Raw genomic sequence first — 23,725 nt, 5'->3', positions numbered from 1 at the left:
TTACGCTTTGGAGGTCAATTCTTCGATGGTGTGGTTGTGGTTGGTATAGATGCAGATATCACCTGCAATATCCAACGCCTTCACCGCGATATCACGCGCGTTCATATCGGTATTTTCCAACAGCGCGCGGGCAGCAGCCTGGGCATAAGGGCCGCCAGAGCCGATGGCAATCAGGTCATTTTCCGGCTGAATCACGTCACCGTTACCGGTGATGATAAGCGATGCGGTTTCATCGGCGACCGCCAGCAGCGCTTCGAGCTTGCGCAGCATGCGGTCGGTACGCCAGTCTTTCGCCAGCTCAACGGCAGCTTTCACCAGATGACCCTGGTGCATTTCCAGTTTGCGTTCAAACAGTTCAAACAGCGTGAAGGCATCCGCCGTGCCGCCTGCAAAACCGGCGATCACTTTGTCGTTGTAGAGACGGCGCACTTTCTTCACGTTGCCTTTCATGACGGTATTACCCAGCGTGGCCTGGCCATCACCGGCGATTACCACATGGCCGTTACGGCGTACACTTACTATTGTTGTCACGAGCAGACCCCCTGGTTACAGAATCGGGAAACAGAAGCCCTGAGCCTGTGCTCAGGGCTGAATTAAATGATAGATGGGGGGGATTTCGGGGGTTTCAACCCCCGGAGGCGAGTCGAATGCAGTTTGTGTGGCCGGCGACTTTCAAACGCGAAATGGTGCCATCGGCATTTTCTTTGCCTTTGACCGGACCAATCACCACGCGATTCCAGCCGTTATTGGTGGTAATACGCGAATCAAACCCTTCAAAGGCCAGCTGAGCACGTACCGTTTCCGCCTGCTCGGCACCTTTGAACGAACCGCACTGTACCATCCAGCGGCGCTCGTCTTTTTTCTCGGCCGTCTGCTTTGGCGCTTCGGTCTCTTTGGTGACCGGTGCGGCCTGCTGCGTTTTCGGCTGCTGCGCGGTGGTATGCGCTGGCGTCTGGAGCAGATCCTGATACGGCTGAGCCGCCTGTTTCTGCGGCTGAGTTTTCGGCTGCTGTTGGACAGGCTGAGACTGCACCGTACGCGTCTGCTGCTGGTATGGCTGTTCCGTTACCCGCGGCTGCGTTTTAGGCTGCTGCACCGGCTGGGTTTGCGCCCACTGCTGCTGTTGTTGCTGCTGAATCTGCTGTTGTGCCTGACGTCGCTGTAGCGTTTGCTGGCGCTGCGCTGGCGTCTGCTCATTCCACGGCACTTCGTTCAGCTGCGTAGGCTGCTGGCGCATATCGGCCTGCATTTGTGCCAGCAGCTGACGCTGTTCATCCGTCAGCTGATTCGCATTCTGTACTTCACCACCCGCAGAAGGTTCGGTTGGCGCACGTACCCCAGGCTGACGGCTTTCCAGCTCTTTGATATAGCGCCAGCGCTCTTCAGGCTTCGGAGGAAGGCCGTTTCCGGCGACTTTACTGGCCTGAAGCGCCTCAGACTCTTCTTTTTTATGGTGCGTGATAAAGTACAGGCCACCAATAAAGGCGACGACTACAGCCGCAGCAATAGCGACCATTGCTGGCGAGACAGCAGGCAGGTTACGTTGCTTTTTCCTTGAGCTACTCTTTTTGCGTCGCGAAGGTGCCGGCTGGCCGCGACGTACATAATCTCGTTGTGCCACTATCGTTTCGCTGTATTTATTCGTTCGTCAGCCCGCCATGTTACTTAAGCGGCGGGGCTTTGACCAGATAAGGGTATCCGAAAGACGTTTACTTTAAGTCAATGCCTGGGTCGTGCCGCGAACAATCAGTTCGCAGTCCAGCAACCGCGAGCCGCTGCTAACTGTTTGACCGTGAAGCTGATCCAGCAGCAGAAGCATTGCTTCGCGGCCGATTTGATAGCGCGGCTGAGCGACCGTTGAGAGCGGCGGATCGCAAAATTCCGAAAGCGAAATATTATCGAATCCGATGATCGATAAATCTTTCGGTATGCGAAGGCCGCGGCGTTTGGCATACGATAATGCACCCAGCGCCATCACGTCGCTGTGACAAAATACGGCGGTTGGCGGCTCAGGCAGGTCCAGAAGTTTCTCCAGCGCCTGTCCACCCGCAGCGAAGGTAAAATCACCGCGCGCAATGTAGTGTGGATCGACGGTGACGCCGGTACGGCGCAGCGCCTGAACGTAGCCCTGTAAGCGGTAGTGACACAGCGGCATCTCTTCCGGTCCGGCAATACAGCCAATACGCTTATGCCCCAGTTCCTGGAGATAGTTTACGGCGTTGAATGCGGCGGTGAGGTTATCAATGTGGACCGTCGGCAGCTCCAGCTCTGGCGCAAACTCGTTGGCCATGACCATCGGCGGTAAATTACGCTGCTCTTCAATGCTGGCATCAAACGGCAGGCGAGAGCCAAGCAGCAGCATGCCGTCGATCTGCTTGGTGATAATGAGATCGATGAAGGTTTTTTCCTGCTGGTTCTGGTGAGCACAGTCGCCAATCAGCACCAGGTAACCCTGTTCCGCTGCGGTGACTTCAATACCGCGGATAATCTCGCTGAAGAAAGGGTCACAGATGTCCGGTACAATCACCAGGATAGTGCGCGACTCATTGCGTTTGACGTTTCTCCCCATCGCCTGTGGGAAATAGCCCACTTCAAGCGCAGCCTGCTCCACCCGGTTACGGGTCGCCTGGGAGACTTTATCCGGGTTCATTAATGCGCGGGATACCGTTGCCGTAGAGACCTGCGCTTTCTGGGCAACGTCTTTCATGGTCGCCGGTGCAACCTCTTTCCTGGACTTCAACGTCTTCTCCTCGCCTGAACACCGAACTTCTGACATCACCATTTTTACAGATAGTTAATGGAATCGGTTACAGAATTTTCATAAAAAGTGTGAGGAGCGTTAAATTTTTCGATCCGTCTTCAGCCTTCGATGGGATCGACGTCCAGTACCCACTTCACTTTTCGCGCTTCGGGCAGGGTGTTAATCAGCACCAGCGCGCCGCTGACGATATGCTGAAGACGAACGCGAGAGGGGTGCTGGAGCAAAATTTGCCAGCGAAAACGTCCGCCGCGTTTTGGGGCGAGTGCCGGCACCGGGCCCAAAATCCACAGCTGATTATCCACCAGCGGACTGGCCTGCAGGAGGTTTCTCAGCTGCTGCAGGAAAAGCGGCGCCTGCTGGTTGTTGTGGTCTTCCGCGCGGATGATGACGTGGCTGGTCCACGGCGGCAGCTGCATGGTCTGGCGTTCGGCCAGCGCCTGCTCGGCAAAGGCGTCATAGCCTTTGTGCAGAAGGGTTTGCAGTAGCGGGTGCTCTGGGTGGTGCGTTTGCAACACCACTTCGCCCTGTTTACCAGCACGCCCGGCGCGCCCTGCCACCTGGGTATAAAGCTGAGCGAAGCGCTCGGCTGAGCGGAAATCTGCCGAGAACAGCGCGCCGTCCACGTCCAGCAGGGCGACCAGCGTCACGTCCGGGAAGTGGTGGCCTTTTGCCAGCATCTGAGTGCCAATCAGGATGCGCGCGCCGCCGCGATGCACTTCCGCCAGTTGCTGCTCCAGCGCCCCTTTGCGGCTGGTGGTGTCCCGGTCGATTCGGGACAGGGGCACGTCGGGGAAGAAGGGCGCAAGGGCCTGTTCCAGTTGTTCCGTTCCCAGACCCACCGGCACGATATGCGTTGAGCCACATGACGGACACTGGCGCGGCACCGGACGCTGGCTGTCGCAGTGGTGGCAGCGTAAATGCCGCTGGGCCTGGTGGAAGGTATAGTAGTGGTCGCAGCGCGGGCACTCGGCAATCCATCCGCAGTCGTGGCACAGCAGGGCAGGTGCAAATCCGCGACGGTTAAGAAACAGGATCACCTGATTGCCCGCCTGCAAATGCTGGCGCATGCGGGTAATCAGTGCAGGCGCAAGCCCGGCCTGGACCTGCTGACCTTTCAGATCCAGTACGTGCTGAATGGCCGGACGGGCATTCCCCGCGCGACGCGTCAGGCGCAGCATATGGTATTTACGCTGGCGCACGTTGTGCAGCGTTTCGAGCGCAGGCGTGGCGGAGCCGAGAATAATAGGAATTTGCTCGCTGTGGGCGCGATAAACAGCCAGATCGCGGGCGTGATAGCGCCAGCCTTCCTGCTGTTTATAGGAGCTGTCGTGTTCTTCGTCGATCACGATAACGCCAAGATTTTTAAACGGCGTAAACAGCGACGAGCGGGTGCCAATCACAATCGCCGCTTCGCCGTTTTTCGCTTTCAGCCAGGCGCTGAGGCGTTCGCTGTCGTTCAGGCCGGAGTGCAGCACCTCAACCGGCGCATTAAAGCGTTCGCGAAAGCGGGCGATGGTTTGTGGCGTCAGGCCAATTTCCGGCACCATCACCAGAGCCTGTTTGCCCTGCGCAAGCACGTTTTCCAGCACGCTCAGGTAGACTTCCGTCTTGCCGGAGCCCGTCACGCCCGCCAGCAGCCAGGCGGAGAAATGATCGGAGGCGCTATGAATCGCGCCCACGGCGGTGGCCTGTTCGGTATTCAGACGCAGCCGATCCCCTGAAACGGAGAAACTCTCGCGCCAGTCGTAAAGGGCAGGCGCTTCGCTTGCCAGGTCGCTCAACCCTTTCTTTCTTAATGCCTGTAGCGCCGTTTCGCTGACTTCAAGTTCGTCGACCTGATGCCGCCAGATTTTCCCCTGACGCAGCGCCGCCAGGGCCTGCTGCTGTTTCTGTGAGCGCTTGAGGCTGTTAATGTCGACGGCCTGGCCATCTTCCGTAGCAAACCAGTACCACATCGGCGCATGGCTGGCGCTTTTGCCCTGGCGCAGCATGATGGGCAGGGCGTGGAACAGGACGTCGCCAATGGGATGATGATAATAATCCGCCGCCCACAGCAGCAGTCGCCAGGTGCTGGCGGAATAAACGGGCTCGCTGTCGAGCACCTCAACCACCGACTTTAGTTCATTGAGCGGCAGTTCGCTTCGATCGCTGACGGAGACAACAATTCCCACGCGCTGCTGTTTGCCAAACGGCACGGTCACGCGACAGCCCGCTTTGGCGCTCATGCTGTCGGGCAGCAGGTAGTCAAAGGTGCGGGGAAGCGGAACGGGCAGGGCAACGTGAGCGACGGGCATCGAATCTTCCTGACTTGAAAAGTGGCGCGTTAGTATACACATTAGTGAAAGCGGCGTGCGGATCAGTTTGCATACGTTGGTCAAATTCTGTATGATTCGCCGCCTTTGGTGTACTTTACGCCAAAGAACTTACAATCAACATCGCGTGGTGTCTGGCGTTAGGGCTGGAAGAGCGACGCGGCCTTAACTGAGGTTCTCCCATGAAAAAAGATATTCACCCGAAATACGAAATGATTACTGCAAACTGTTCTTGCGGTAACTCTATCCAGATCCGCTCTACCGTGGGTCACGATCTGAACCTGGACGTGTGCGGCAAATGCCACCCGTTCTACACTGGTAAGCAGCGTGATGTTGCAACCGGTGGCCGTGTTGACCGCTTCAACAAGCGTTTCAGCATCCCGGGCGCTAAGTAAGTTTCCCGAAAAAAAGGCACCGCAAGGTGCCTTTTTTGTATCCGCTTCTCAGTATTCCCACGTCTCCGGGTCAATACCCAGTTCACGCATGATCACCTTCGCCTCTTCCGGGATTTCATCACTGCGTTCTTTACGCAGATCTTCATCGTTCGGCAACGGTTGACCGGTAAACGCATGCAGAAACGCTTCGCACAGCAGCTCGCTGTTGGTTGCGTGGCGCAGGTTGTTCACCTGACGACGCGTACGTTCATCGGTGAGGATCTTCAACACCTTCAGAGGAATAGAAACCGTAATTTTCTTTACTTGTTCACTCTTCTTACCGTGCTCAGCGTATGGGCTGATATATTCGCCGCTCCATTCAGCCATGAGATACCTTTAATCCTCTCAGTCATTTATCTAAAGGTGCAAAACCTGTAACCACTCGTTTTGAACCGCAATCTTGCCTAGTTTACCGTAGAGACGATACCGTGGCACGGATATTGCCGCTGCAGCGTGCACTAAAGCATATAATTTTAACGGCTATTTGCGCATTGCTCAATCTATACGCAAAGAAGTTTAGATGTCCAGATGTATTGACGTCCATACTTTCAATGTTTACTCTGGTGCCTGACTTTTCACCTCATTCGCCAGGAAGCCCTCACCATGACGCGTAAACAGGCCACTATCGCAGTGCGTAGCGGATTAAATGATGACGAGCAGTACGGCTGCGTTGTCCCGCCCATTCATCTTTCCAGTACCTACAACTTCACCGGATTTAATGAACCCCGCGCGCATGATTACTCGCGTCGTGGCAACCCTACGCGTGACGTGACCCAGCGCGCGCTGGCCGAGCTGGAAGGTGGCGCAGGCGCCGTATTAACCAATACGGGGATGTCCGCCATTCACCTGGTGACCACCGTGTTCCTGAAACCAGGTGACCTGCTGGTTGCGCCGCACGATTGCTACGGCGGCAGCTATCGCCTGTTTGATAGCCTGGCAAAACGCGGCTGCTATCGCGTACTGTTTGTCGATCAAAACGATGAACAGGCGCTGAAACAGGCGCTGGCAGAGAAGCCAAAGCTGGTTCTGGTGGAAAGTCCAAGCAATCCATTGTTGCGCGTTGTCGATATTGCGAAAATTTGTCAGCTCGCAAGGGATGCGGGAGCGATAAGTGTAGTGGATAATACGTTCCTCAGTCCGGCCCTTCAGAACCCACTCGCACTGGGTGCCGATCTGGTATTGCATTCATGCACTAAATATCTGAACGGTCATTCTGATGTGGTAGCGGGCGTGGTGATTGCCAAAGATCCCGACGTTGTCACCGAACTGGCATGGTGGGCCAATAATATTGGCGTCACCGCGGGTGCCTTCGACAGCTATCTGCTGTTGCGCGGCATTCGCACGCTGTCGCCGCGCATGGAAGTAGCGCAGCGCAATGCCCAGGCGATTGTCGATTTCCTGAAAGACCAGCCGCTGGTGAAGAAGCTCTATCACCCGTCGCTACCGGAAAATCAGGGGCACGAGATTGCCGCGCGCCAGCAGAAAGGGTTTGGCGCGATGTTAAGTTTTGAACTGGACGGTGACGAGCAAACGCTGCGTCGCTTCCTGAGCGGGCTGTCATTGTTTACGCTGGCGGAATCCTTAGGTGGGGTTGAAAGCTTGATCTCCCACGCCGCGACCATGACGCACGCAGGTATGGCACCGGAAGCACGTGCCGCCGCCGGGATTTCTGAGACGCTGCTGCGGATCTCAACCGGTATTGAAGATTCTGAAGATTTAATTGCCGATCTGGAAAATGGCTTCCGGATCGCAGCCAAGGGGTAATCATGAGTGTGATAGCGCAGGCAGGGGCGAAGGGTCGTCAGCTGCACAAGTTTGGTGGTAGTAGTCTTGCTGATGTGAAATGTTACCTGCGTGTCGCAGGGATTATGACGGAATATTCACAGCCGGGTGACATGATGGTTGTCTCGGCGGCGGGCAGCACCACCAACCAGTTGATTAGCTGGCTGAAACTGAGCCAGACCGATCGCCTTTCTGCGCATCAGGTGCAACAGTCCTTACGTCGTTACCAGAGCGAGCTGATTGCTGGCCTGCTGCCTGCGGACGTGGCGGACGGGCTGATCAGCGCCTTTACCCATGACCTTGAGCGTCTGGCCGCTCTGCTGGACAGCGGGATCACCGATGCGGTGTATGCCGAAGTGGTGGGCCACGGTGAAGTGTGGTCCGCGCGCCTGATGGCCGCCGTTCTGCAACATCTGGGCGTGGAGGCGGCCTGGCTCGACGCGCGTGATTTCCTGCGCGCCGAACGCGCCGCGCAGCCGCAGGTGGATGAAGGCCTGTCCTACCCGCTGCTGCAACAGCTGCTGGTGCAGCATCCGGGCAAACGCATTGTGGTTACCGGCTTTATCAGCCGCAGCAACGCGGGTGAAACCGTGCTGCTGGGCCGTAACGGCTCCGACTACTCGGCAACGCAAATCGGTGCCCTGGCGGGCGTGTCCCGCGTCACCATCTGGAGCGACGTGGCTGGTGTTTACAGCGCGGACCCGCGCAAAGTAAAAGATGCCTGCTTGCTGCCGCTGCTGCGCCTGGATGAAGCCAGCGAGCTGGCGCGTCTGGCCGCACCGGTGCTACACGCGCGCACGCTGCAGCCGGTTTCCGGTAGCGATATCGACCTCCAGCTGCGCTGCAGCTACACCCCGGATCAAGGCTCCACGCGCATTGAGCGCGTGCTGGCGTCCGGCACCGGGGCGCGTATTGTCACCAGCCACGACGACATCTGCCTGATTGAGTTCCAGGTGCCTGCGGGCCAGGACTTCAAACTGGCGCATAAAGAGATTGACCTGGTGTTAAAGCGTGCTCAGGTACGCCCGCTGGCCGTTGGCGTTCACAATGACCGCCAGCTGCTGCAGTTCTGCTATACCGCTGAAGTGGCGGACAGCGCCCTGAAAATTCTGGATGAAGCGGGCCTGCCGGGCGAGCTTCGCCTGCGTCAGGGGCTGGCGCTGGTGGCGATGGTGGGCGCGGGCGTCACCCGTAACCCGCTGCACTGCCACCGCTTCTGGCAGCAGCTGAAAGGCCAGCCGGTGGAGTTCACCTGGCAGTCGGAAGAGGGCATCAGCCTGGTGGCCGTTCTGCGCAAAGGGCCAACCGAAAGCCTGATTCAGGGTCTGCATACCTCCCTGTTCCGCGCGGAAAAACGCATCGGCCTGGTGCTGTTTGGTAAAGGCAACATCGGTTCCCGCTGGCTGGAGCTGTTCGCCCGCGAACAGGTCACGCTCTCGGCGCGTACCGGGTTCGAATTCATTCTCGCAGGCGTGGTGGACAGCCGCCGCAGCCTGCTGAACTACGAAGGGCTGGATGCCAGTCGCGCGCTTGCCTTCTTTAATGATGAAGCCGTCGAGCAGGATGAAGAGTCGCTGTTCCTGTGGATGCGCGCGCACCCGTATGACGATCTGGTGGTTCTGGACGTGACCGCCAGCGAACAGCTTGCCGATCAGTATCTTGATTTTGCCAGCCACGGCTTCCACGTCATCAGTGCGAACAAGCTGGCGGGAGCAAGCAGCACCGATAAATACCGTCAGATCCACGACGCGTTTGAAAAAACCGGTCGTCACTGGCTCTACAACGCCACCGTTGGTGCGGGGCTGCCGGTTAACCACACCGTGCGTGACCTGATTGAAAGCGGCGACAGCATTCTGGCGCTGAGCGGTATCTTCTCCGGCACGCTCTCCTGGCTGTTCCTGCAGTTTGACGGCACCGTACCGTTCACCGACCTGGTGGATCAGGCGTGGCAGCAGGGCTTAACGGAACCCGATCCGCGCGTTGATCTCTCCGGTAAAGACGTGATGCGCAAGCTGGTGATCCTGGCGCGTGAAGCCGGTTATGACATCGAACCGGATTCCGTACGCGTCGAATCGCTGGTGCCTGCCGGCTGTGAAGAAGGTTCTGTGGACCATTTCTTTGAAAATGGAGAAGAGCTTAACGAGCAAATGGTGCAGCGTCTGGAAGCGGCGAACGAGATGGGGCTGGTGCTGCGCTACGTGGCGCGTTTCGAGGCCAACGGAAAAGCGCGAGTCGGTGTCGAGGCGGTGCGTCCTGAACATCCGCTGGCGGCGCTGCTGCCGTGCGATAACGTCTTCGCCATCGAAAGCCGCTGGTACCGCGATAACCCACTGGTGATCCGCGGTCCGGGCGCGGGGCGCGATGTCACCGCCGGGGCCATCCAGTCCGACATCAACCGTCTGGCTAAGCTGCTGTAACATCTGCATTTCCCTCTCCCTGTGGGAGAGGGTTAGGGTGAGGGCATCAGACCGCACTCACCCTCATCTTGAATTTTTCTCATATTCCCTGAGCAAACCTCACCGTTATTGTTGATTATTTCTATTGACGTCCCTCCGCTTTTCCGTCATTTTTACATCTGGACGTCTAAACGTATAGAAGTTCACAACACAACAGACAATGACACGCGATTGATAGAGGTAAGGTATGAGCTTTTTTCACGCCAACCAGCGGGAAGCACTGAATCAGAGCCTGGCCGAAGTAAACGGCCAGATTAACGTCTCTTTTGAATTTTTCCCGCCGCGCACCAGTGAAATGGAGCAAACCCTGTGGAGCTCTATCGATCGTCTCAGCAGCCTGAAACCGAAGTTTGTCTCCGTGACCTACGGTGCGAACTCCGGCGAGCGTGACCGTACGCACAGCATCATTAAAGGCATCAAAGATCGCACCGGTCTCGAAGCGGCCCCGCACCTCACCTGTATCGACGCCACCCGCGACGAGCTGCGCGCCATCGCCCAGGATTACTGGAATAACGGTATCCGTCATATTGTTGCATTGCGCGGTGACCTGCCTCCTGGGAACGGTAAGCCGGACATGTATGCCGCCGATCTGGTGGGGCTGTTGAAGGGGGTGGCGGACTTTGATATCTCCGTGGCCGCTTATCCTGAAGTGCATCCGGAAGCGAAAAGCGCTCAGGCCGATCTGCTTAACCTCAAGCGTAAGGTGGATGCCGGCGCGAACCGCGCCATTACTCAGTTCTTCTTTGATGTGGAAAGCTATCTGCGCTTCCGTGACCGCTGCGTCTCCGCGGGCATCGACGTTGAAATTATCCCAGGTATTCTGCCGGTCTCTAACTTCAAACAGGCGAAGAAATTTGCTGATATGACCAATGTGCGTATTCCTCTCTGGATGTCTAAAATGTACGAGGGGCTGGACGATGACCCGGAAACACGCAAGCTGGTGGGCGCAAATATCGCGATGGACATGGTGAAGATCTTAAGTCGTGAAGGGGTGAAGGATTTCCACTTCTACACGCTGAACCGTGCTGAGATGAGTTACGCCATATGCCACACGCTCGGCGTTAGACCAGGCGTGTAACAAAAAAGAGCCCTCTTCGGAGGGTTTTTTGATTTATAAGGGTTTTATTTTCCTGCCATATCAGCAATGCTGCCTTTGACGTACAAAACTCATGTATTTTCCATGGGAAATTAAACGGATTTAACTATCGAATCTGTGGGTTATCTCAACTATACCTTATCAACAAGGGCGTATATCGTAACGGTAACACTGTAAAAGGGAGCATAGCGATGAGCACGTCAGACGAAACCAATAAAGCGGCATCAGTCGGCAAATGCCCGTTCCATCAGGGCGGCGTCGATCACAGCGCGGGCGCAGGTACAGGCAGCCGCGACTGGTGGCCAAAACAACTCCGCATCGATCTTCTTAACCAACATTCCAATCGTTCGAACCCGCTGGGTGAAGACTTTGACTACCGCAAAGAATTTAGCAAGCTTGATTACTCCGCGCTGAAAGGCGATCTCAAAGCACTTTTAACCGACTCCCAACCGTGGTGGCCTGCCGACTGGGGCAGCTATGCGGGCCTGTTTATCCGTATGGCCTGGCATGGCGCGGGTACCTATCGTTCCGTTGACGGACGCGGTGGCGCAGGACGCGGTCAACAGCGCTTTGCGCCGCTGAACTCCTGGCCGGATAACGTGAGCCTGGATAAGGCGCGCCGTCTGCTGTGGCCCATCAAGCAAAAATACGGACAAAAAATTTCCTGGGCTGACCTGTTTATCCTCGCGGGTAACGTGGCGCTGGAGAATTCGGGCTTCCGCACCTTTGGTTTCGGTGCCGGGCGTGAAGATGTCTGGGAACCGGATCTGGACGTGAACTGGGGTGATGAAAAAGCCTGGCTGACCCACCGCGATCCGGAAGCGCTGGCGAAGCGTCCTCTGGCCGCCACCGAAATGGGCCTGATCTACGTGAACCCGGAAGGGCCAAACGCCAGCGGTGAACCGCTGTCAGCGGCGGCAGCGATTCGCGCGACCTTCGGCAACATGGGCATGAACGATGAAGAGACCGTCGCGCTGATTGCAGGCGGCCACACCCTCGGCAAGACTCACGGCGCGGGTGAAGCCACCCACGTGGGTACCGACCCGGAAGCCTCACCAATTGAAGCGCAGGGCCTGGGCTGGGCGAGCACGCTCGGCACGGGCGTGGGTGCAGATGCCATTACCTCCGGTCTGGAAGTCATCTGGTCGCAAACCCCGACCCAGTGGAGCAACTACTTCTTCGAGAACCTGTTCAAATACGAATGGGTGCAGACCCGCAGCCCGGCAGGGGCGATTCAGTTTGAAGCCGTAGATGCACCGGAAATAATGCCCGATCCGTTCGACCCATCGAAAAAACGCAAGCCTACCATGCTGGTCACCGACCTGACGCTGCGTTTTGACCCGGAATTCGAGAAAATTTCCCGCCGCTTCCTGAACGATCCGCAGGCTTTCAACGAAGCCTTCGCGCGTGCCTGGTTCAAGCTGACCCACCGTGATATGGGGCCAAAAGCGCGGTACATCGGCCCTGAAGTGCCGAAAGAAGATCTGATTTGGCAGGACCCGCTCCCGCAGGCGGTGTTTAATCCGTCGAAAGAAGACATTGAAAGCCTGAAGGCGGAGATTGTGGCGTCCGGTCTGTCCGTGAGCGAGCTGGTTTCCGTAGCCTGGGCGTCTGCTTCAACCTTCCGCGGTGGCGATAAGCGTGGCGGCGCTAACGGCGCGCGTCTGGCGCTGGCGCCTCAGCGCGACTGGGATGTGAACGCCGCGGCGGTTCGCGCGTTGCCGGCTCTGGAAGCTATTCAGCGCACCACCAACAAAGCCTCACTGGCCGATATCATCGTGCTGGCGGGCGTGGTAGGCGTTGAGCAGGCCGCAAAAGCCGCAGGCGTGTACGTCACCGTACCGTTCACCCCAGGCCGCGTGGATGCGCGTCAGGATCAGACGGATATCGAGATGTTTAACCTGCTCGAACCGGTTGCCGATGGTTTCCGCAACTACCGTGCGCAGGTGGATGTGTCCACCACGGAGTCACTGCTGATCGACAAGGCCCAGCAGCTGACGCTGACCGCACCGGAGCTGACGGTGCTGATCGGCGGCCTGCGCGTTCTGGGTGCCAACTTTGATGGCAGCAAGAATGGAGTGTTCACTGACCGCGAGGGCGTGCTGAGCAACGATTTCTTCGTGAACCTGCTGGACATGAACACGCAGTGGAAGGCGACCGACGAATCCAATGAGCTGTTTGCTGGAAGCGATCGCGCCAGCGGTGAAGTGAAATATACCGCCACCCGCGCCGATCTGGTCTTCGGTTCGAACGCCGTTCTGCGCGCGCTGGCAGAGGTTTACGCCAGCGATGATGCGCATGAGAAGTTTGTCCGCGACTTCGTTGCCGCATGGGCGAAGGTGATGGATCTGGACCGGTTTGACCTGCAGTAACCCTTGTGCCGGGTGGCGCTAACGCTTACCCGGCCTACGGGCAAAAAAATCCCCGCTGATGCGGGGATTTTTATTCACGCTATTTACTCCCACTCCTGCAGGAACCGCTGCCCATACTGGTCGGCTACCAGCAGTGCCGCATACACCTGATCCGGCGTTACGCCGCCGGGCATGTTGTGGATGGTTTCTCCTTCCGCACAGGACGCTTCCGCGATCAGACGCATTTTGGCCGGAATATCCTCTTTGATGTTCAGCTGTGCCAGCGTGATCGGCAGCCCAACGCTGTGACAAAGCGCGGCGACGGTCTCTATTTCTTCTACCGGCGCGTTTTCCAGTACCAGCTGCGTCAGCGTACCAAACGCCACTTTTTCGCCGTGATAGAAGTGATGCGCGTCCGGCACTGCCGTCATGCCGTTATGAATAGCGTGTGCTGCCGCCAGCCCGCCGCTTTCAAAGCCTACGCCGCTGAGATAGGTGTTGGCTTCGATAATGCGTTCCAGCGCCGGTGTAACCACATGCTGTTCCGCCGCCAGCATGGCTTTTTCACCCTCTTCAACCAGCGTGTTGTAGCACAGCTCGGCCAGCGCGAGTGCTGCCTGAGTACATTTGCCGCCCGCCATGGTGGTCGCACCGCTGCGCGAGCAGGCGCGTGCTTCAAACCACGTCGCCAGCGCATCGCCAATCCCGGCGGCCAGCAGACGTGCCGGCGCACCCGCCACCACCTTGGTATCGACGATAACCATGTTCGGGTTGTGCGGCAGCATCAGGTAGCGATCGAACTCACCGCTGTCGGTGTAAATGACGGAAAGGGCGCTGCACGGCGCATCGGTGGAGGCGATAGTTGGCGCAATGGCGACGGGTACGTCCATGAAATGAGCCAGCGCTTTGGCGGTATCCAGCGTTTTACCGCCGCCAATGCCCAGCACCGCCATGCAGTCGGCGCTGTCGGCCAGCTTTTTCAGGCGATCGATTTCATTTTGTGAACATTCGCCGCCAAACGGCGCGATTTCGGCATGCAGTTCGGCTTTTTTAAAACTCTGACGCAGGGTCTCTTCGGCAAAACCCAGCACAAATTTATCGCCGACAACCAGCCAGCGATTGGCCAGGGGTTTCAGATAGTCGCCGAGACGGGTAAGCACATCAGCGCCCTGGATATATTTCCCCGGCGATTGAATGATACGGTCCATAACAGTTCTCCCTTAGAGGTTGAGGTTACCAAACGCGTTTTTCCAGTCCTGCTCGAACTTCTCTATGGCTGACTCTACCGCTGGTGTGCCGAGCATGTGTTGCGCTACGTCTAAGGGAAGCGTGATTGCTTCACATCCGGCGAGCAGACAGTCCAGCGCCTGACGCGGCGTTTTGAAGCTGGCGGCCAGCATCTTGCTTTCCGGCGCGTGCAGCTCCAGCAGAGACTGCAGCTCCTGCACCATGCGAATGCCGTCACCGCCCTGCGCATCAACGCGGTTTACGTACGGCGCGACATATTTCGCCCCTGCGAGTGCGGCGAGCAAGCCCTGAGCGGCGCTATAAACGGCGGTCCCCAGCGTGGTTATCCCCTCTTTTTTCAACGCCTTGATCGCGGTAAGGCCCTCAGCCGTGACAGGGATTTTCACCACGATGTCCGGTATGGCATTACTCAAACGTTTGGCTTCCGCCACCATGCCTTCGGCATCGCGGCTCATGGTTTGGGCAAACAGCGTGCCTTCCGGTCCGATGGCTTTTTGCAGACGCGGCAGCACGTCCCAGATTGATTCGCGGCTGGCGGCGATAATGCTTGGGTTGGTGGTGACGCCCGCAATAGGAAAGATGCGCGCCAGACGTTCGACTTCCGCCACGTTGGCGGTATCCAGATACAGTTCCATTACTCTTCCTCGTTAGAGTTCTAATTCGTGTTGCAGCAGGGAGGCGATGGCCTCTTCTGAGCTGGCGTTGACCAGCGCGCTGCGGAAATCGTCATGCATGATGCGGCGTGCCAGACGGGAGAAAATACGCATATGCTGATCGCCCGCGGCGTGTTTGTTCAGCGTCAGCATGATGATGAATTGTGCTTCTTCATCGCCCCACATGACGGGCGATTTCAGGCGTGCGACGCTGATGGTGGATTGCTCAATGTGCTCAGACTTGCTGTGCGGAATGGCGAAGCTGAAGCCAAGACCGGTAGAGAATACGGCTTCGCGCGCCCACAGATCGGCCTCCAGCTTGCGGGGGTAGCGGCAACGTCCGGCGAGCAGCAGGTTATCGGTCATGCCTTTCATGACCTCTTCTTTACTGTTCCAGTCGTTATCCAGCGAAATACAGCGTGGTGACACCAGCGGCGTGTCCTGCTGGTTCATGCGGAACTGCGCCAGCAGGTGTTCCACTTCAAGCGAAGTGCGACACGCCATGGCCTGATTCAGCAACTGGCGGCAGGCGCGGCTATCAAGCTGTGCCATACGCGCTTTGGTTGCCGGAATGGCGGGTGACCCCATGCTCAGTTCGTCCAAACCCAGACCCACCAGCAATGGCAGCACCGAACCTTTTGCACCCAGTTCGCCGCACAGGCCAATCCATTTCCCCTGGCGATGGACGGCTTGCACCGCGTAATCCAGCGCCCGCAGGAAGGCTGGGTTCAGGCTGTTGTAGTGGCGTGTGACTTTGGCGTTGTCGCGGTCGACGGCCAGCAGATATTGCGTCAGGTCATTGCTGCCGATGCTAAAGAAATCAATCTCTTCACAGCACTGATCGATGATGAACATTACCGAAGGCACTTCCAGCATGATGCCGAGCGGGATTTTTTCATCAAATGGAATATGTTCAGCCCGGAGCTGCTGTTTCGCTTCGGCAAGTTTCTCTTTCACCCACAGGATCTCTTCCATAGAAGAGATCATCGGGATCATGATCTTCAGGCTGCCGTGAGCAGAGGCGCGCAGGATCGCCCGAAGCTGGGTGGTGAAAAGCGCTGCATACTCTTCGTAAATGCGTACGGCGCGGTAGCCGAGGAACGGGTTGTTTTCGGCCGGGATATTCAGGTACGCCACCGGCTTATCGCCGCCGATATCCATGGTGCGCACGATAATGCTGCGCCCGTTTGCACTCTCCAGCGCCTGACAGAAAATGTTGTACAGCTCGTTTTCACCGGGTGCGCTGCTGCGGTCCATATACAGCATTTCGGTGCGAAACAGGCCAACGCCCTCGGCGCCGTTCCCGAATGCTGCCTGCGCTTCCACCGCGTGGGCGATGTTCGCGGCAATCTCAACGCGCAGGCCATCGGCGGTTCTGGCTTCCCGATCGAGCCAGATACGCTGCTGCTCGCGTAGTGCCTGTTGTACTCGTGCTTCCTGGCGGTAGTAGCGTGCCACCGCATCGCTGGCGTTGACCACGACCGCACCGGCATTGCCATCAATAAATACGGATTTATTGCGCCACTGCAGCAGGCTTTCACTGTCGACGCCCACCAGCGTCGGAATATTAAAGGAACGTGCAAGAATGACGGTGTGCGAGGTGGTTCCGCCGCTTTTTAACAGCAGCCCCTTAAGTAAGGTTTTATCGAGTTCCAGGAACTGGCCGGGCGTAAGATCATCAGCCAGACAAACACTCTGTTGAGTGAGCTGTCCCGGTGCGGGGAAGCGTTGTTCACCATAAATCTGTTGTAAAAGTTGATAGCAGACATCGCGCACATCCAGCGCACGTTCCCGTAAGTAGCTGCTGCTGGAACGAGAGAACGTATCGCAGAAATGGTTGGCTGTGGCGATTGTCGCTTGCGCGCAGCTTAGCCCCTGGCTTACGCCCGCAAGAAGATGCTGGCGCAAAGAGGTATCCGTAGCCAGCGAACGATGGGCTTCAAGAATGGCGTTGGCGGTGCTGTCGCTGTCCAGCGCGCGCAGCTCAATATTTTTCACCAGCAGGGTGAGGCCGCTATCCAGCGCTGACTGCTCTTCTTCCACGTTTTTCGCGTCGGGTAAATCCGTCAGTGCATTGAGATCCAGCGAGGTCAGCAAGGTCAACACGCCCTGGGCGCTACCGCTGCAAACGGGCAGGGCGCGGAAAAGCGTTGGATTAAGGCGCGCGAGGGATTCTGGCAGCGGATCGCGCTCAATATTGATGGCTTCTGCGAGCGGTGCATCACAGTGTGGAAACTCTTCCCGGAGCCATTGTTCCAGCTGTTGATGGGCGCTCTGCTCATCTTCACCGTGGATCACCAGACGACAGGCGTCGCCTGCCAGCGTGTCGGTGCCAATAAGTGCCAGTGCGCTCTTGGCATTCCCTTTTCGGTCGGTGCGCAGATTATGCCATTCGATCTGTGAGATAAACGTATTGCACAGCGTCTCCACATGACTTGCCGGACGCGCGTGAACCCCGTTGGGTAATTCACAGGTAAATTCCACTACCAGAGCCATACACACTCCTGAAAGCAATCAACATTCATTGGGGAACAGCATACGAGCGTGGTGGTTATGCGCGCCATGTGACAAATCTGCCAAACACTGGATAAATGTAATATCACGCGAAAAGTGAGATTTGACTCACAGGTTATTAATTTTTGCTTAACGCCGGAGTGATTCGAAATGTCGAGGCGGATCGCATTTTTATTTCGACATTACAAAAATCCAGTAAATGGCCTTTTTGTCTCCTGTCCGCCGTCTTTCTGATTGCCTATTGTTTGCCACAACATCTTTATGGTTTTAGGCCTGGAGCGACATATGAAAGAGTTGGTGCATATTCTCAAGAACACGCGGCAGCATCTGATGACCGGGGTGTCGCACATGATCCCGTTCGTGGTCGCGGGCGGTATTTTGCTGGCGGTTTCAGTCATGCTGTACGGCAAGGGCGCGGTACCGGATGCCGCAACCGATCCCAACCTCAAAAAGCTATTCGATATCGGCGTGGCGGGGTTAACGCTGATGGTACCTTTCCTGGCCGCCTATATTGGCTACTCCATTGCCGAGCGCGCCGCGCTTGCTCCCTGTGCTATTGCCGCGTGGGTTGGTAACAGCTTCGGTGCGGGTTTCTTCGGCGCCATTATTGCCGGGATCCTCGGCGGGATTGTGGTCTGGTATCTGAAAAAACTGCCGGTCCCGAAAGTCCTGCGCTCCGTCATGCCTATCTTCATCATCCCTATCATCGGCACCTTTGTTACCGCGGGCATCATGATGTGGGGTCTGGGCGAACCTGTTGGTGCGTTGACGACGGGCTTAACCCAGTGGCTGCAAGGGATGCAGCAGGGCAGCATCGTCGTGCTGGCCATCATCATGGGGTTGATGCTGGCCTTCGACATGGGCGGCCCGATTAATAAAGTCGCCTATGCCTTCATGCTGATCTGCGTTGCTCAGGGCGTCTACACCGTGGTGGCGATTGCGGCGGTAGGCATCTGCGTGCCTCCTCTGGGCTTAGGCCTGGCGACGTTGATTAATCGCAAGAATTTTACCGGTGAAGAGCGCGAAGCGGGCAAGGCTGCATTAGTGATGGGCTGCGTGGGGGTCACCGAAGGGGCCATTCCGTTCGCCGCAGCCGACCCTCTGCGTGTCATTCCCTCCATCATGCTGGGATCCGCGTGCGGCGCAGTGACGGCTGCCGTGATGGGCGCGCAATGTTATGCCGGATGGGGCGGGCTTATCGTTCTCCCTGTGGTGGAGGGCAAACTGGGCTACATCGCGGCGGTTGCCGTAGGGGCTGTGGTGACTGCCATTAGCGTCAACGTGCTGAAGAGTATTGCCCGCAAGAATGCAAAACAGGTCGATGAAAAAGAGGACGACCTGGATCTGGATTTCGAAATTAACTGAGTGAGGAAGAGAACATGGCCCGAATTATCGCAGTAACCGCATGCCCGTCAGGCGTTGCCCATACCTACATGGCGGCCGAAGCGCTGGAAAGCGCCGCTAAAGCCAAAGGCTGGGAAGTGAAGGTTGAAACGCAGGGGTCGATTGGTCTTGAGAACGAACTGAATGCTGAGGATATCGCCGCAGCGGATATGGTGATCCTGACCAAAGATATTGGCATTAAGTTCGAAGAACGTTTTACCGGGAAAACCATCGTGCGCGTCAACATCAGCGACGCGGTGAAACGCGCTGACGCCATCATGAACAAAATTGATGCCCACCTGGCGCAAACCGCCTGACGTTCTCCCGCCCTTCGGGGCGGGCTCGTTTTCCGTTACAGGAGTTCCCTCATGACGAATCGTACCCAGCGTTTGAAAGACGCACTTTTTGCCAGCCCACGTGAAATCTCGCTTGAGCGTGCTTTGCTCTATACCGCCAGCCATAAGCAGACGGAGGGTGAGCCGGTTATCCTCAGGCGTGCAAAAGCCACGGCGTACATTCTTGACCATGTGAACATCGCGATTCGTGATGAGGAACTGATTGCCGGAAACCGGACCGTTAAACCGCGTGCGGGCATTATGTCTCCTGAGATGGATCCCTACTGGCTGCTTAAGGAGCTGGACCAGTTTGCCACGCGTCCGCAGGATCGCTTTGAAATCAGCGATGAGGATAAGCAGATCTACCGTGACGTGCTGTATCCCTACTGGGAAAAACGGTCGATGAAGGATTTCATTAACAGCCAGATGACGGATGAGGTGAAAGCCGCTGTGGGGACGCAAATTTTCAGCGTCAACCAAACGGACAAAGGGCAGGGGCATATCATTATTGATTATCCGCGCCTGCTCAATAACGGCCTGGGTGTGCTGGTGGAGGAATTGCGCGAACACTGCGCCCGCGATGCGCAGAACACGTTCTATGCCGCCGCACTGATTCTGCTTGAAGCGTCCCAGCGTCATATTCTGCGCTACGCCGCGCTGGCTGAAACCCTTGCTACCGTCTGTGATGAAGCTTCACGGCGTGAAGAATTACGGAAGATGGCAGAAATCTCGCGCCACAACGCGCAGCATAAGCCGCAAACGTTCTGGCAGGCGTGTCAGCTCTTCTGGTACATGAACGTCATTTTGCAGTATGAATCTAACGCCAGCTCGCTCTCCATCGGGCGCTTTGACCAGTACATGCTGCCCTTTTATCAGGCCTCGCTCTCACAGGGCGAAGAACCCGCGTTCCTGAAAGAGATTCTGGAATCGCTGTGGGTGAAGTGCAATGACGTGGTGCTTTTACGCTCCACCAGCAGCGCCCGCTATTTTGCCGGGTTCCCGACCGGGTATACCGCACTATTGGGCGGCCTGACGGAGAGCGGGCGTAGCGCGGTTAACGTGCTCTCCTTCCTGTGTCTGGATGCTTACCAGAGCGTTCAGCTTCCTCAACCGAACCTCGGCGTGCGGGTTAACGAACTTATCGACCGGCCCTTCCTGCTTAAAACGGCGGAGACGATCCGCCTGGGTACCGGCATCCCGCAGATCTTTAACGATGAAGTGGTGGTGCCTGCCTTCCTCAACAGGGGAGTGTCGCTGGAAGATGCGCGCGACTACGCGGTGGTTGGCTGTGTAGAGCTGTCAATTCCGGGTAAAACCTACGGTCTGCACGATATCGCGATGTTTAACCTGCTGAAGGTGATGGAAATCGCGATGCAGGAGAACGAAGGCAACGCAGCGCTGAGTTATGAAGGCTTGCTGGAGCATATTCGCGCCAAAATTAATCACTACATTGCGCTGATGGTCGAGGGGAGCAATATCTGCGATATCGGCCATCGTGACTGGGCTCCGGTGCCGTTGCTCTCTTCTTTTATCAGCGATTGCTTAGCATCAGGGAAAGACATCACCGACGGTGGCGCGCGCTATAACTTTTCCGGCGTACAGGGCATCGGGATAGCGAATTTGAGCGACTCGCTGCACGCCCTGAAGGGGCTGGTTTTTGAACAGCAGCGCTTAAGTTTTGACGCGCTGTTAGCCGTGTTAAACGCTAACTTTGCCACGCCTGAGGGCAAAAAAATCCGCGCCCGGTTGATCAATCGCTTCGAAAAATACGGCAATGATATCGATGATGTCGACAACATCAGCGCTGAACTGCTGCGCCACTACTGTAAAGAGGTCGAAAAATACCGCAACCCGCGCGGCGGGCAGTTCACCCCGGGTTCTTATACCGTATCGGCACACGTGCCGCTGGGGGCGGTGGTGGGGGCAACGCCCGATGGCCGTTTTGCCGGGGAACAACTGGCAGACGGTGGGCTCTCGCCGATGCTTGGACAAGATATGCAGGGCCCGACGGCGATACTGAAATCGGTAAGTAAGCTGGATAACTATCTGTTATCTAACGGCACGCTGCTAAACGTTAAATTCACCCCTGCGACGCTGGAAGGCGATGCCGGGCTGCAAAAGCTGGCGGATTTCCTTCGCGCCTTCACCCAGCTTAAGTTGCAGCATATCCAGTTCAACGTGGTGAATGCGGAAACACTGCGTGAAGCGCAACAGCGTCCGCAGGATTTTGCCGGGCTGGTGGTACGCGTTGCAGGGTACAGCGCCTTCTTTGTTGAGCTATCGAAGGAGATCCAGGATGACATTATCCGCCGCACAGCGCATCTGCTGTGACGTGGTTGAAACGCGCGTCGACGTGGCGCGTATTTTCAATATCCAGCGCTACTCATTAAATGACGGACGCGGCATCCGTACGGTGGTTTTTTTTAAAGGCTGCCCTCACCGCTGTCCGTGGTGCGCGAATCCGGAGTCGATCTCGCCGAAAATCGAAACGGTGCGTCGGGAGAGTAAATGCCTGCACTGTGTTCCCTGCCTGCGGGACGCAGATGAATGCCCGTCCGGTGCCTTCGGGCATATCGGAAGAGATGTGACCCTGGATGAGCTGGAAAACGAGGTAATGAAAGACGATGTCTTCTTTCGTTCCTCGGGAGGCGGGGTGACGCTTTCGGGCGGGGAAGTGTTGCTGCAGGCGTCTTTCGCGACAAAGTTTCTACAGAGGTTGCGTCGTTTCGGCGTGCATACGGCCATCGAAACGGCAGGCGATGCGCCGTTGTCCCGACTAATGCCGCTGGCGCGCCAGTGTGATGAAGTGCTGTTTGATTTGAAGATCATGGACACGGCGCTGGCCCAATCAATTGTGGCAATGAATCTTTCCAGAGTGCTGGATAATTTCCGTCAGCTGGTGGCTGAAGGGATAAACGTGATTCCCCGCATCCCGCTTATTCCTGGCTATACGCTTAACGAAACGAACATGGCGCGCGTGCTGGCTTTCCTGCTACCTTCAGGAATACGGCAGCTGCATTTATTGCCCTTCCATCAGTATGGGGAGCCAAAATACCGCCTGCTGGGGCAGAAGTGGGGAATGCGGCAAGCGAGCCCGCCGACAGAAGATGAGGTGTCAGCGATGCGTCTACTGGCCGAGCGCGAAGGTTTCAATGTTACCCTGGGAGGCTGAACATGACAGTGATAGCGGGACGTCATCTGGTGGCGGTGACCGCGTGCGTCAGTGGCGTCGCACATACCTATATGGCTGCCGAACGGCTGGAAAAGCTCTGCCAGCAGGAGAAGTGGAGCGTTAACATCGAGACGCAGGGAGCGCTGGGCGTTGAGAGCGAGCTTACGGAAGAGGACATCCGGCGTGCCGATGTCGTATTGCTCATTACTGATATCGAACTGGCGGGCAGTGAACGTTTCGAGCATACGCGCTACGTGAAGTGCGGTATTAACGCCTTTTTACGTGACCCACAAAAGGTGATGGGAGCGGTGCGTAAAATGCTATCCGCTCCGCAGCATACTCAGGTCATTCTGGACTAGCTGCCTTTCCGGTGAGCTGACTGTGATACTGGCGACGGTATTCTGACGGCGAACGCTCCGTGTTCTTGCGAAATAACCGGCAGAAGTAGTTGCTGTCGACAAATCCGCAGGCATGCGCCACCTCTTTCACTTTTAAATCATACCCTTTCAACAGCTGGCGCGCGTGTTCAAGCCGGGTATGCGTCAGGTATTCATTGAAACCTACTGCGCCCGTTTTCTGGAACAGATGCGACAGGTAGTTTGGGGAGATATAAAACGCCTGCGCGACGGATTCCCGGGTAAGCGGAGTGGCGAAGTGTTCGTCAATATAGACCCGAATCGCTTCAAACAGAGCCTGACTGCGGGAGGCGGTTTGGATCTGACTCCCCAGCAGGTCGACGCAGTGGCTAAGCAGGCTGGCGATAATCAGCCGCGCGGTTTGCTGCTCGTGCGGTTGCATCTGCATTTCATGGAGCGTCTGTAAGAGAAGCGAGCCAATGCGCGGACCGCGGCGGGCAACGTGCTGCTTCGCCAGGTTACGAACGTCTACACCATCCCAGTGCAAAAGGCTAAACCCAAGCTGCTGTTTGCCAAACAGGATGCTCAGCGTTGTTGCGGGGGCTTGCCATTGTGGATTATTCCAGCCGCCAGCCGGGACATATAAAACATCACCCTGCTGTAAAACGCAGGCAGCCTGGTCTTTCATCGAACCTTCGATCACAATCTCCAGACGCGGAAAATCGACCTGCAAGGCAAGTTCGGGGGCGGAGATCGCTGGGTTTGCAAAATGCACCTGACGCAGCGGCGTTGCGCTGTTGATCAGGTCCGTCAGGATGCGGGTAATGTCGTGGTGCATGGTGGATACCAGGGTATTGCCGGGTGGCGCTAAC

The 23,725-nt window shown here is 56.9% G+C and carries 19 protein-coding genes; 10 read left to right on the top strand and 9 right to left on the bottom strand.

Annotated elements, in window-relative coordinates:
* The 4 genes from hslV to priA form a co-directional block, all read right to left on the bottom strand.
* Window positions 1-531, bottom strand: coding sequence for an ATP-dependent protease subunit HslV (gene hslV, locus AC4IC4_RS22465; RefSeq protein ID WP_008501802.1), 531 nt, complete (start codon window positions 529-531; stop codon window positions 1-3).
* A 94-nt stretch (window positions 532-625) separates the two neighbouring features.
* Window positions 626-1,621 carry a cell division protein FtsN gene (gene ftsN / locus AC4IC4_RS22460; protein ID WP_157189880.1) on the bottom strand — a complete coding sequence of 332 codons (996 nt, stop codon included), beginning with the start codon at window positions 1,619-1,621 and terminating at the stop codon, window positions 626-628.
* Window positions 1,622-1,714: 93 nt separating this feature from the next.
* Window positions 1,715-2,740, bottom strand: a complete 1,026-nt coding sequence (gene cytR / locus AC4IC4_RS22455) for a DNA-binding transcriptional regulator CytR (protein ID WP_023309683.1) — start codon at window positions 2,738-2,740, stop codon at window positions 1,715-1,717.
* Between the two features lie 119 nt (window positions 2,741-2,859).
* Window positions 2,860-5,055 carry a primosomal protein N' gene (priA, locus tag AC4IC4_RS22450; protein ID WP_491471910.1) on the bottom strand — a complete coding sequence of 732 codons (2,196 nt, stop codon included), beginning with the start codon at window positions 5,053-5,055 and terminating at the stop codon, window positions 2,860-2,862.
* A gap of 200 nt (window positions 5,056-5,255) precedes the next feature.
* On the opposite strand from priA, the gene rpmE reads away from it, so the two are divergent.
* Window positions 5,256-5,468 (top strand): 50S ribosomal protein L31, encoded by a 213-nt coding sequence (gene rpmE, locus AC4IC4_RS22445; RefSeq protein WP_003862040.1) that lies wholly within the window; start codon window positions 5,256-5,258, stop codon window positions 5,466-5,468.
* 48 nt (window positions 5,469-5,516) lie between these two features.
* Here the strand turns inward: rpmE and metJ are convergent, their stop codons facing one another.
* Window positions 5,517-5,834, bottom strand: coding sequence for a met regulon transcriptional regulator MetJ (gene metJ, locus AC4IC4_RS22440; protein ID WP_015966498.1), 318 nt, complete (start codon window positions 5,832-5,834; stop codon window positions 5,517-5,519).
* Between the two features lie 276 nt (window positions 5,835-6,110).
* Between metJ and metB the strand changes: the two genes are divergently transcribed.
* The 4 genes from metB (at window position 6,111) to katG (ending at window position 13,213) form a co-directional block, all read left to right on the top strand.
* Window positions 6,111-7,271 (top strand): cystathionine gamma-synthase, encoded by a 1,161-nt coding sequence (gene metB, locus AC4IC4_RS22435; RefSeq protein ID WP_024909188.1) that lies wholly within the window; start codon window positions 6,111-6,113, stop codon window positions 7,269-7,271.
* Between the two features lie 2 nt (window positions 7,272-7,273).
* Window positions 7,274-9,706 (top strand): bifunctional aspartate kinase/homoserine dehydrogenase II, encoded by a 2,433-nt coding sequence (locus AC4IC4_RS22430; RefSeq protein WP_024909187.1) that lies wholly within the window; start codon window positions 7,274-7,276, stop codon window positions 9,704-9,706.
* A 226-nt stretch (window positions 9,707-9,932) separates the two neighbouring features.
* The gene (gene metF / locus AC4IC4_RS22425; protein ID WP_491471909.1) at window positions 9,933-10,823 is read left to right on the top strand and encodes a methylenetetrahydrofolate reductase; all 891 of its coding nucleotides are present in this window, start codon (window positions 9,933-9,935) and stop codon (window positions 10,821-10,823) included.
* Between the two features lie 209 nt (window positions 10,824-11,032).
* Window positions 11,033-13,213: a catalase/peroxidase HPI gene (katG, locus tag AC4IC4_RS22420; RefSeq protein ID WP_024909185.1), complete on the top strand. Its 2,181-nt coding sequence runs from the start codon at window positions 11,033-11,035 to the stop codon at window positions 13,211-13,213.
* Between the two features lie 83 nt (window positions 13,214-13,296).
* Here the strand turns inward: katG and gldA are convergent, their stop codons facing one another.
* Genes gldA through ptsP form a run of 3 tightly spaced genes read right to left on the bottom strand, consistent with a single transcriptional unit; the run spans window position 13,297 to window position 17,589 of the window.
* On the bottom strand, window positions 13,297-14,400 hold the full coding sequence (gldA, locus tag AC4IC4_RS22415; protein WP_024909184.1) for a bifunctional L-1,2-propanediol dehydrogenase/glycerol dehydrogenase: 1,104 nt from the start codon (window positions 14,398-14,400) through the stop codon (window positions 13,297-13,299).
* Between the two features lie 12 nt (window positions 14,401-14,412).
* Window positions 14,413-15,075, bottom strand: a complete 663-nt coding sequence (fsa, locus tag AC4IC4_RS22410; protein ID WP_032648478.1) for a fructose-6-phosphate aldolase — start codon at window positions 15,073-15,075, stop codon at window positions 14,413-14,415.
* 12 nt (window positions 15,076-15,087) lie between these two features.
* Window positions 15,088-17,589 carry a phosphoenolpyruvate--protein phosphotransferase gene (gene ptsP, locus AC4IC4_RS22405; RefSeq protein ID WP_491471908.1) on the bottom strand — a complete coding sequence of 834 codons (2,502 nt, stop codon included), beginning with the start codon at window positions 17,587-17,589 and terminating at the stop codon, window positions 15,088-15,090.
* 303 nt (window positions 17,590-17,892) lie between these two features.
* Between ptsP and AC4IC4_RS22400 the strand changes: the two genes are divergently transcribed.
* The 5 genes from AC4IC4_RS22400 to AC4IC4_RS22380 are packed head-to-tail and all read left to right on the top strand — an operon-like array spanning window position 17,893 to window position 22,856.
* Window positions 17,893-18,972, top strand: coding sequence for a PTS fructose transporter subunit EIIC (locus AC4IC4_RS22400; RefSeq protein WP_024909181.1), 1,080 nt, complete (start codon window positions 17,893-17,895; stop codon window positions 18,970-18,972).
* A gap of 14 nt (window positions 18,973-18,986) precedes the next feature.
* Entirely contained in the window at window positions 18,987-19,307 is a 321-nt protein-coding gene (locus AC4IC4_RS22395) for a PTS fructose-like transporter subunit IIB (protein ID WP_024909180.1), read from the top strand.
* 51 nt (window positions 19,308-19,358) lie between these two features.
* Window positions 19,359-21,656, top strand: a complete 2,298-nt coding sequence (locus tag AC4IC4_RS22390; protein WP_491471907.1) for a formate C-acetyltransferase — start codon at window positions 19,359-19,361, stop codon at window positions 21,654-21,656.
* Window positions 21,622-22,497, top strand: a complete 876-nt coding sequence (locus AC4IC4_RS22385) for a [formate-C-acetyltransferase]-activating enzyme (RefSeq protein WP_491471906.1) — start codon at window positions 21,622-21,624, stop codon at window positions 22,495-22,497. The genes AC4IC4_RS22390 and AC4IC4_RS22385 overlap by 35 nt, the downstream gene beginning before the upstream one ends.
* Before the next feature lie 2 nt (window positions 22,498-22,499).
* Entirely contained in the window at window positions 22,500-22,856 is a 357-nt protein-coding gene (locus AC4IC4_RS22380; protein WP_024909177.1) for a PTS fructose-like transporter subunit IIB, read from the top strand.
* On the opposite strand, the gene AC4IC4_RS22375 is transcribed toward AC4IC4_RS22380, so the two are convergent.
* Window positions 22,843-23,691 (bottom strand): helix-turn-helix transcriptional regulator, encoded by an 849-nt coding sequence (locus tag AC4IC4_RS22375; protein WP_491471905.1) that lies wholly within the window; start codon window positions 23,689-23,691, stop codon window positions 22,843-22,845. The two genes, AC4IC4_RS22380 and AC4IC4_RS22375, sit on opposite strands and share 14 nt — an antisense overlap.
* Window positions 23,692-23,725: the final 34 nt, after the last annotated feature.

It is taken from the genome of Enterobacter sp. Taxon_2 (genome assembly GCF_058355295.1).
Note: the sequence above shows the minus strand (reverse complement) of the source record. Positions and strands in the feature narration are given on the sequence as shown.

Excerpts from the sequence above, each read along its gene's own strand:
- gldA (WP_024909184.1), bottom strand. The coding sequence starts at position 14,400 with ATGGACCGTATCATTCAATCGCCGGGGAAATATATCCAGGGCGCTGAT.
- rpmE (WP_003862040.1), top strand. The coding sequence starts at position 5,256 with ATGAAAAAAGATATTCACCCGAAATACGAAATGATTACTGCAAACTGT.
- AC4IC4_RS22385 (WP_491471906.1), top strand. The coding sequence starts at position 21,622 with ATGACATTATCCGCCGCACAGCGCATCTGCTGTGACGTGGTTGAAACG.
- fsa (WP_032648478.1), bottom strand. The coding sequence starts at position 15,075 with ATGGAACTGTATCTGGATACCGCCAACGTGGCGGAAGTCGAACGTCTG.
- katG (WP_024909185.1), top strand. The coding sequence starts at position 11,033 with ATGAGCACGTCAGACGAAACCAATAAAGCGGCATCAGTCGGCAAATGC.
- metB (WP_024909188.1), top strand. The coding sequence starts at position 6,111 with ATGACGCGTAAACAGGCCACTATCGCAGTGCGTAGCGGATTAAATGAT.
- AC4IC4_RS22390 (WP_491471907.1), top strand. The coding sequence starts at position 19,359 with ATGACGAATCGTACCCAGCGTTTGAAAGACGCACTTTTTGCCAGCCCA.
- AC4IC4_RS22380 (WP_024909177.1), top strand. The coding sequence starts at position 22,500 with ATGACAGTGATAGCGGGACGTCATCTGGTGGCGGTGACCGCGTGCGTC.
- metJ (WP_015966498.1), bottom strand. The coding sequence starts at position 5,834 with ATGGCTGAATGGAGCGGCGAATATATCAGCCCATACGCTGAGCACGGT.
- AC4IC4_RS22375 (WP_491471905.1), bottom strand. The coding sequence starts at position 23,691 with ATGCACCACGACATTACCCGCATCCTGACGGACCTGATCAACAGCGCA.
- priA (WP_491471910.1), bottom strand. The coding sequence starts at position 5,055 with ATGCCCGTCGCTCACGTTGCCCTGCCCGTTCCGCTTCCCCGCACCTTT.
- AC4IC4_RS22430 (WP_024909187.1), top strand. The coding sequence starts at position 7,274 with ATGAGTGTGATAGCGCAGGCAGGGGCGAAGGGTCGTCAGCTGCACAAG.
- AC4IC4_RS22395 (WP_024909180.1), top strand. The coding sequence starts at position 18,987 with ATGGCCCGAATTATCGCAGTAACCGCATGCCCGTCAGGCGTTGCCCAT.
- ptsP (WP_491471908.1), bottom strand. The coding sequence starts at position 17,589 with ATGGCTCTGGTAGTGGAATTTACCTGTGAATTACCCAACGGGGTTCAC.
- AC4IC4_RS22400 (WP_024909181.1), top strand. The coding sequence starts at position 17,893 with ATGAAAGAGTTGGTGCATATTCTCAAGAACACGCGGCAGCATCTGATG.
- metF (WP_491471909.1), top strand. The coding sequence starts at position 9,933 with ATGAGCTTTTTTCACGCCAACCAGCGGGAAGCACTGAATCAGAGCCTG.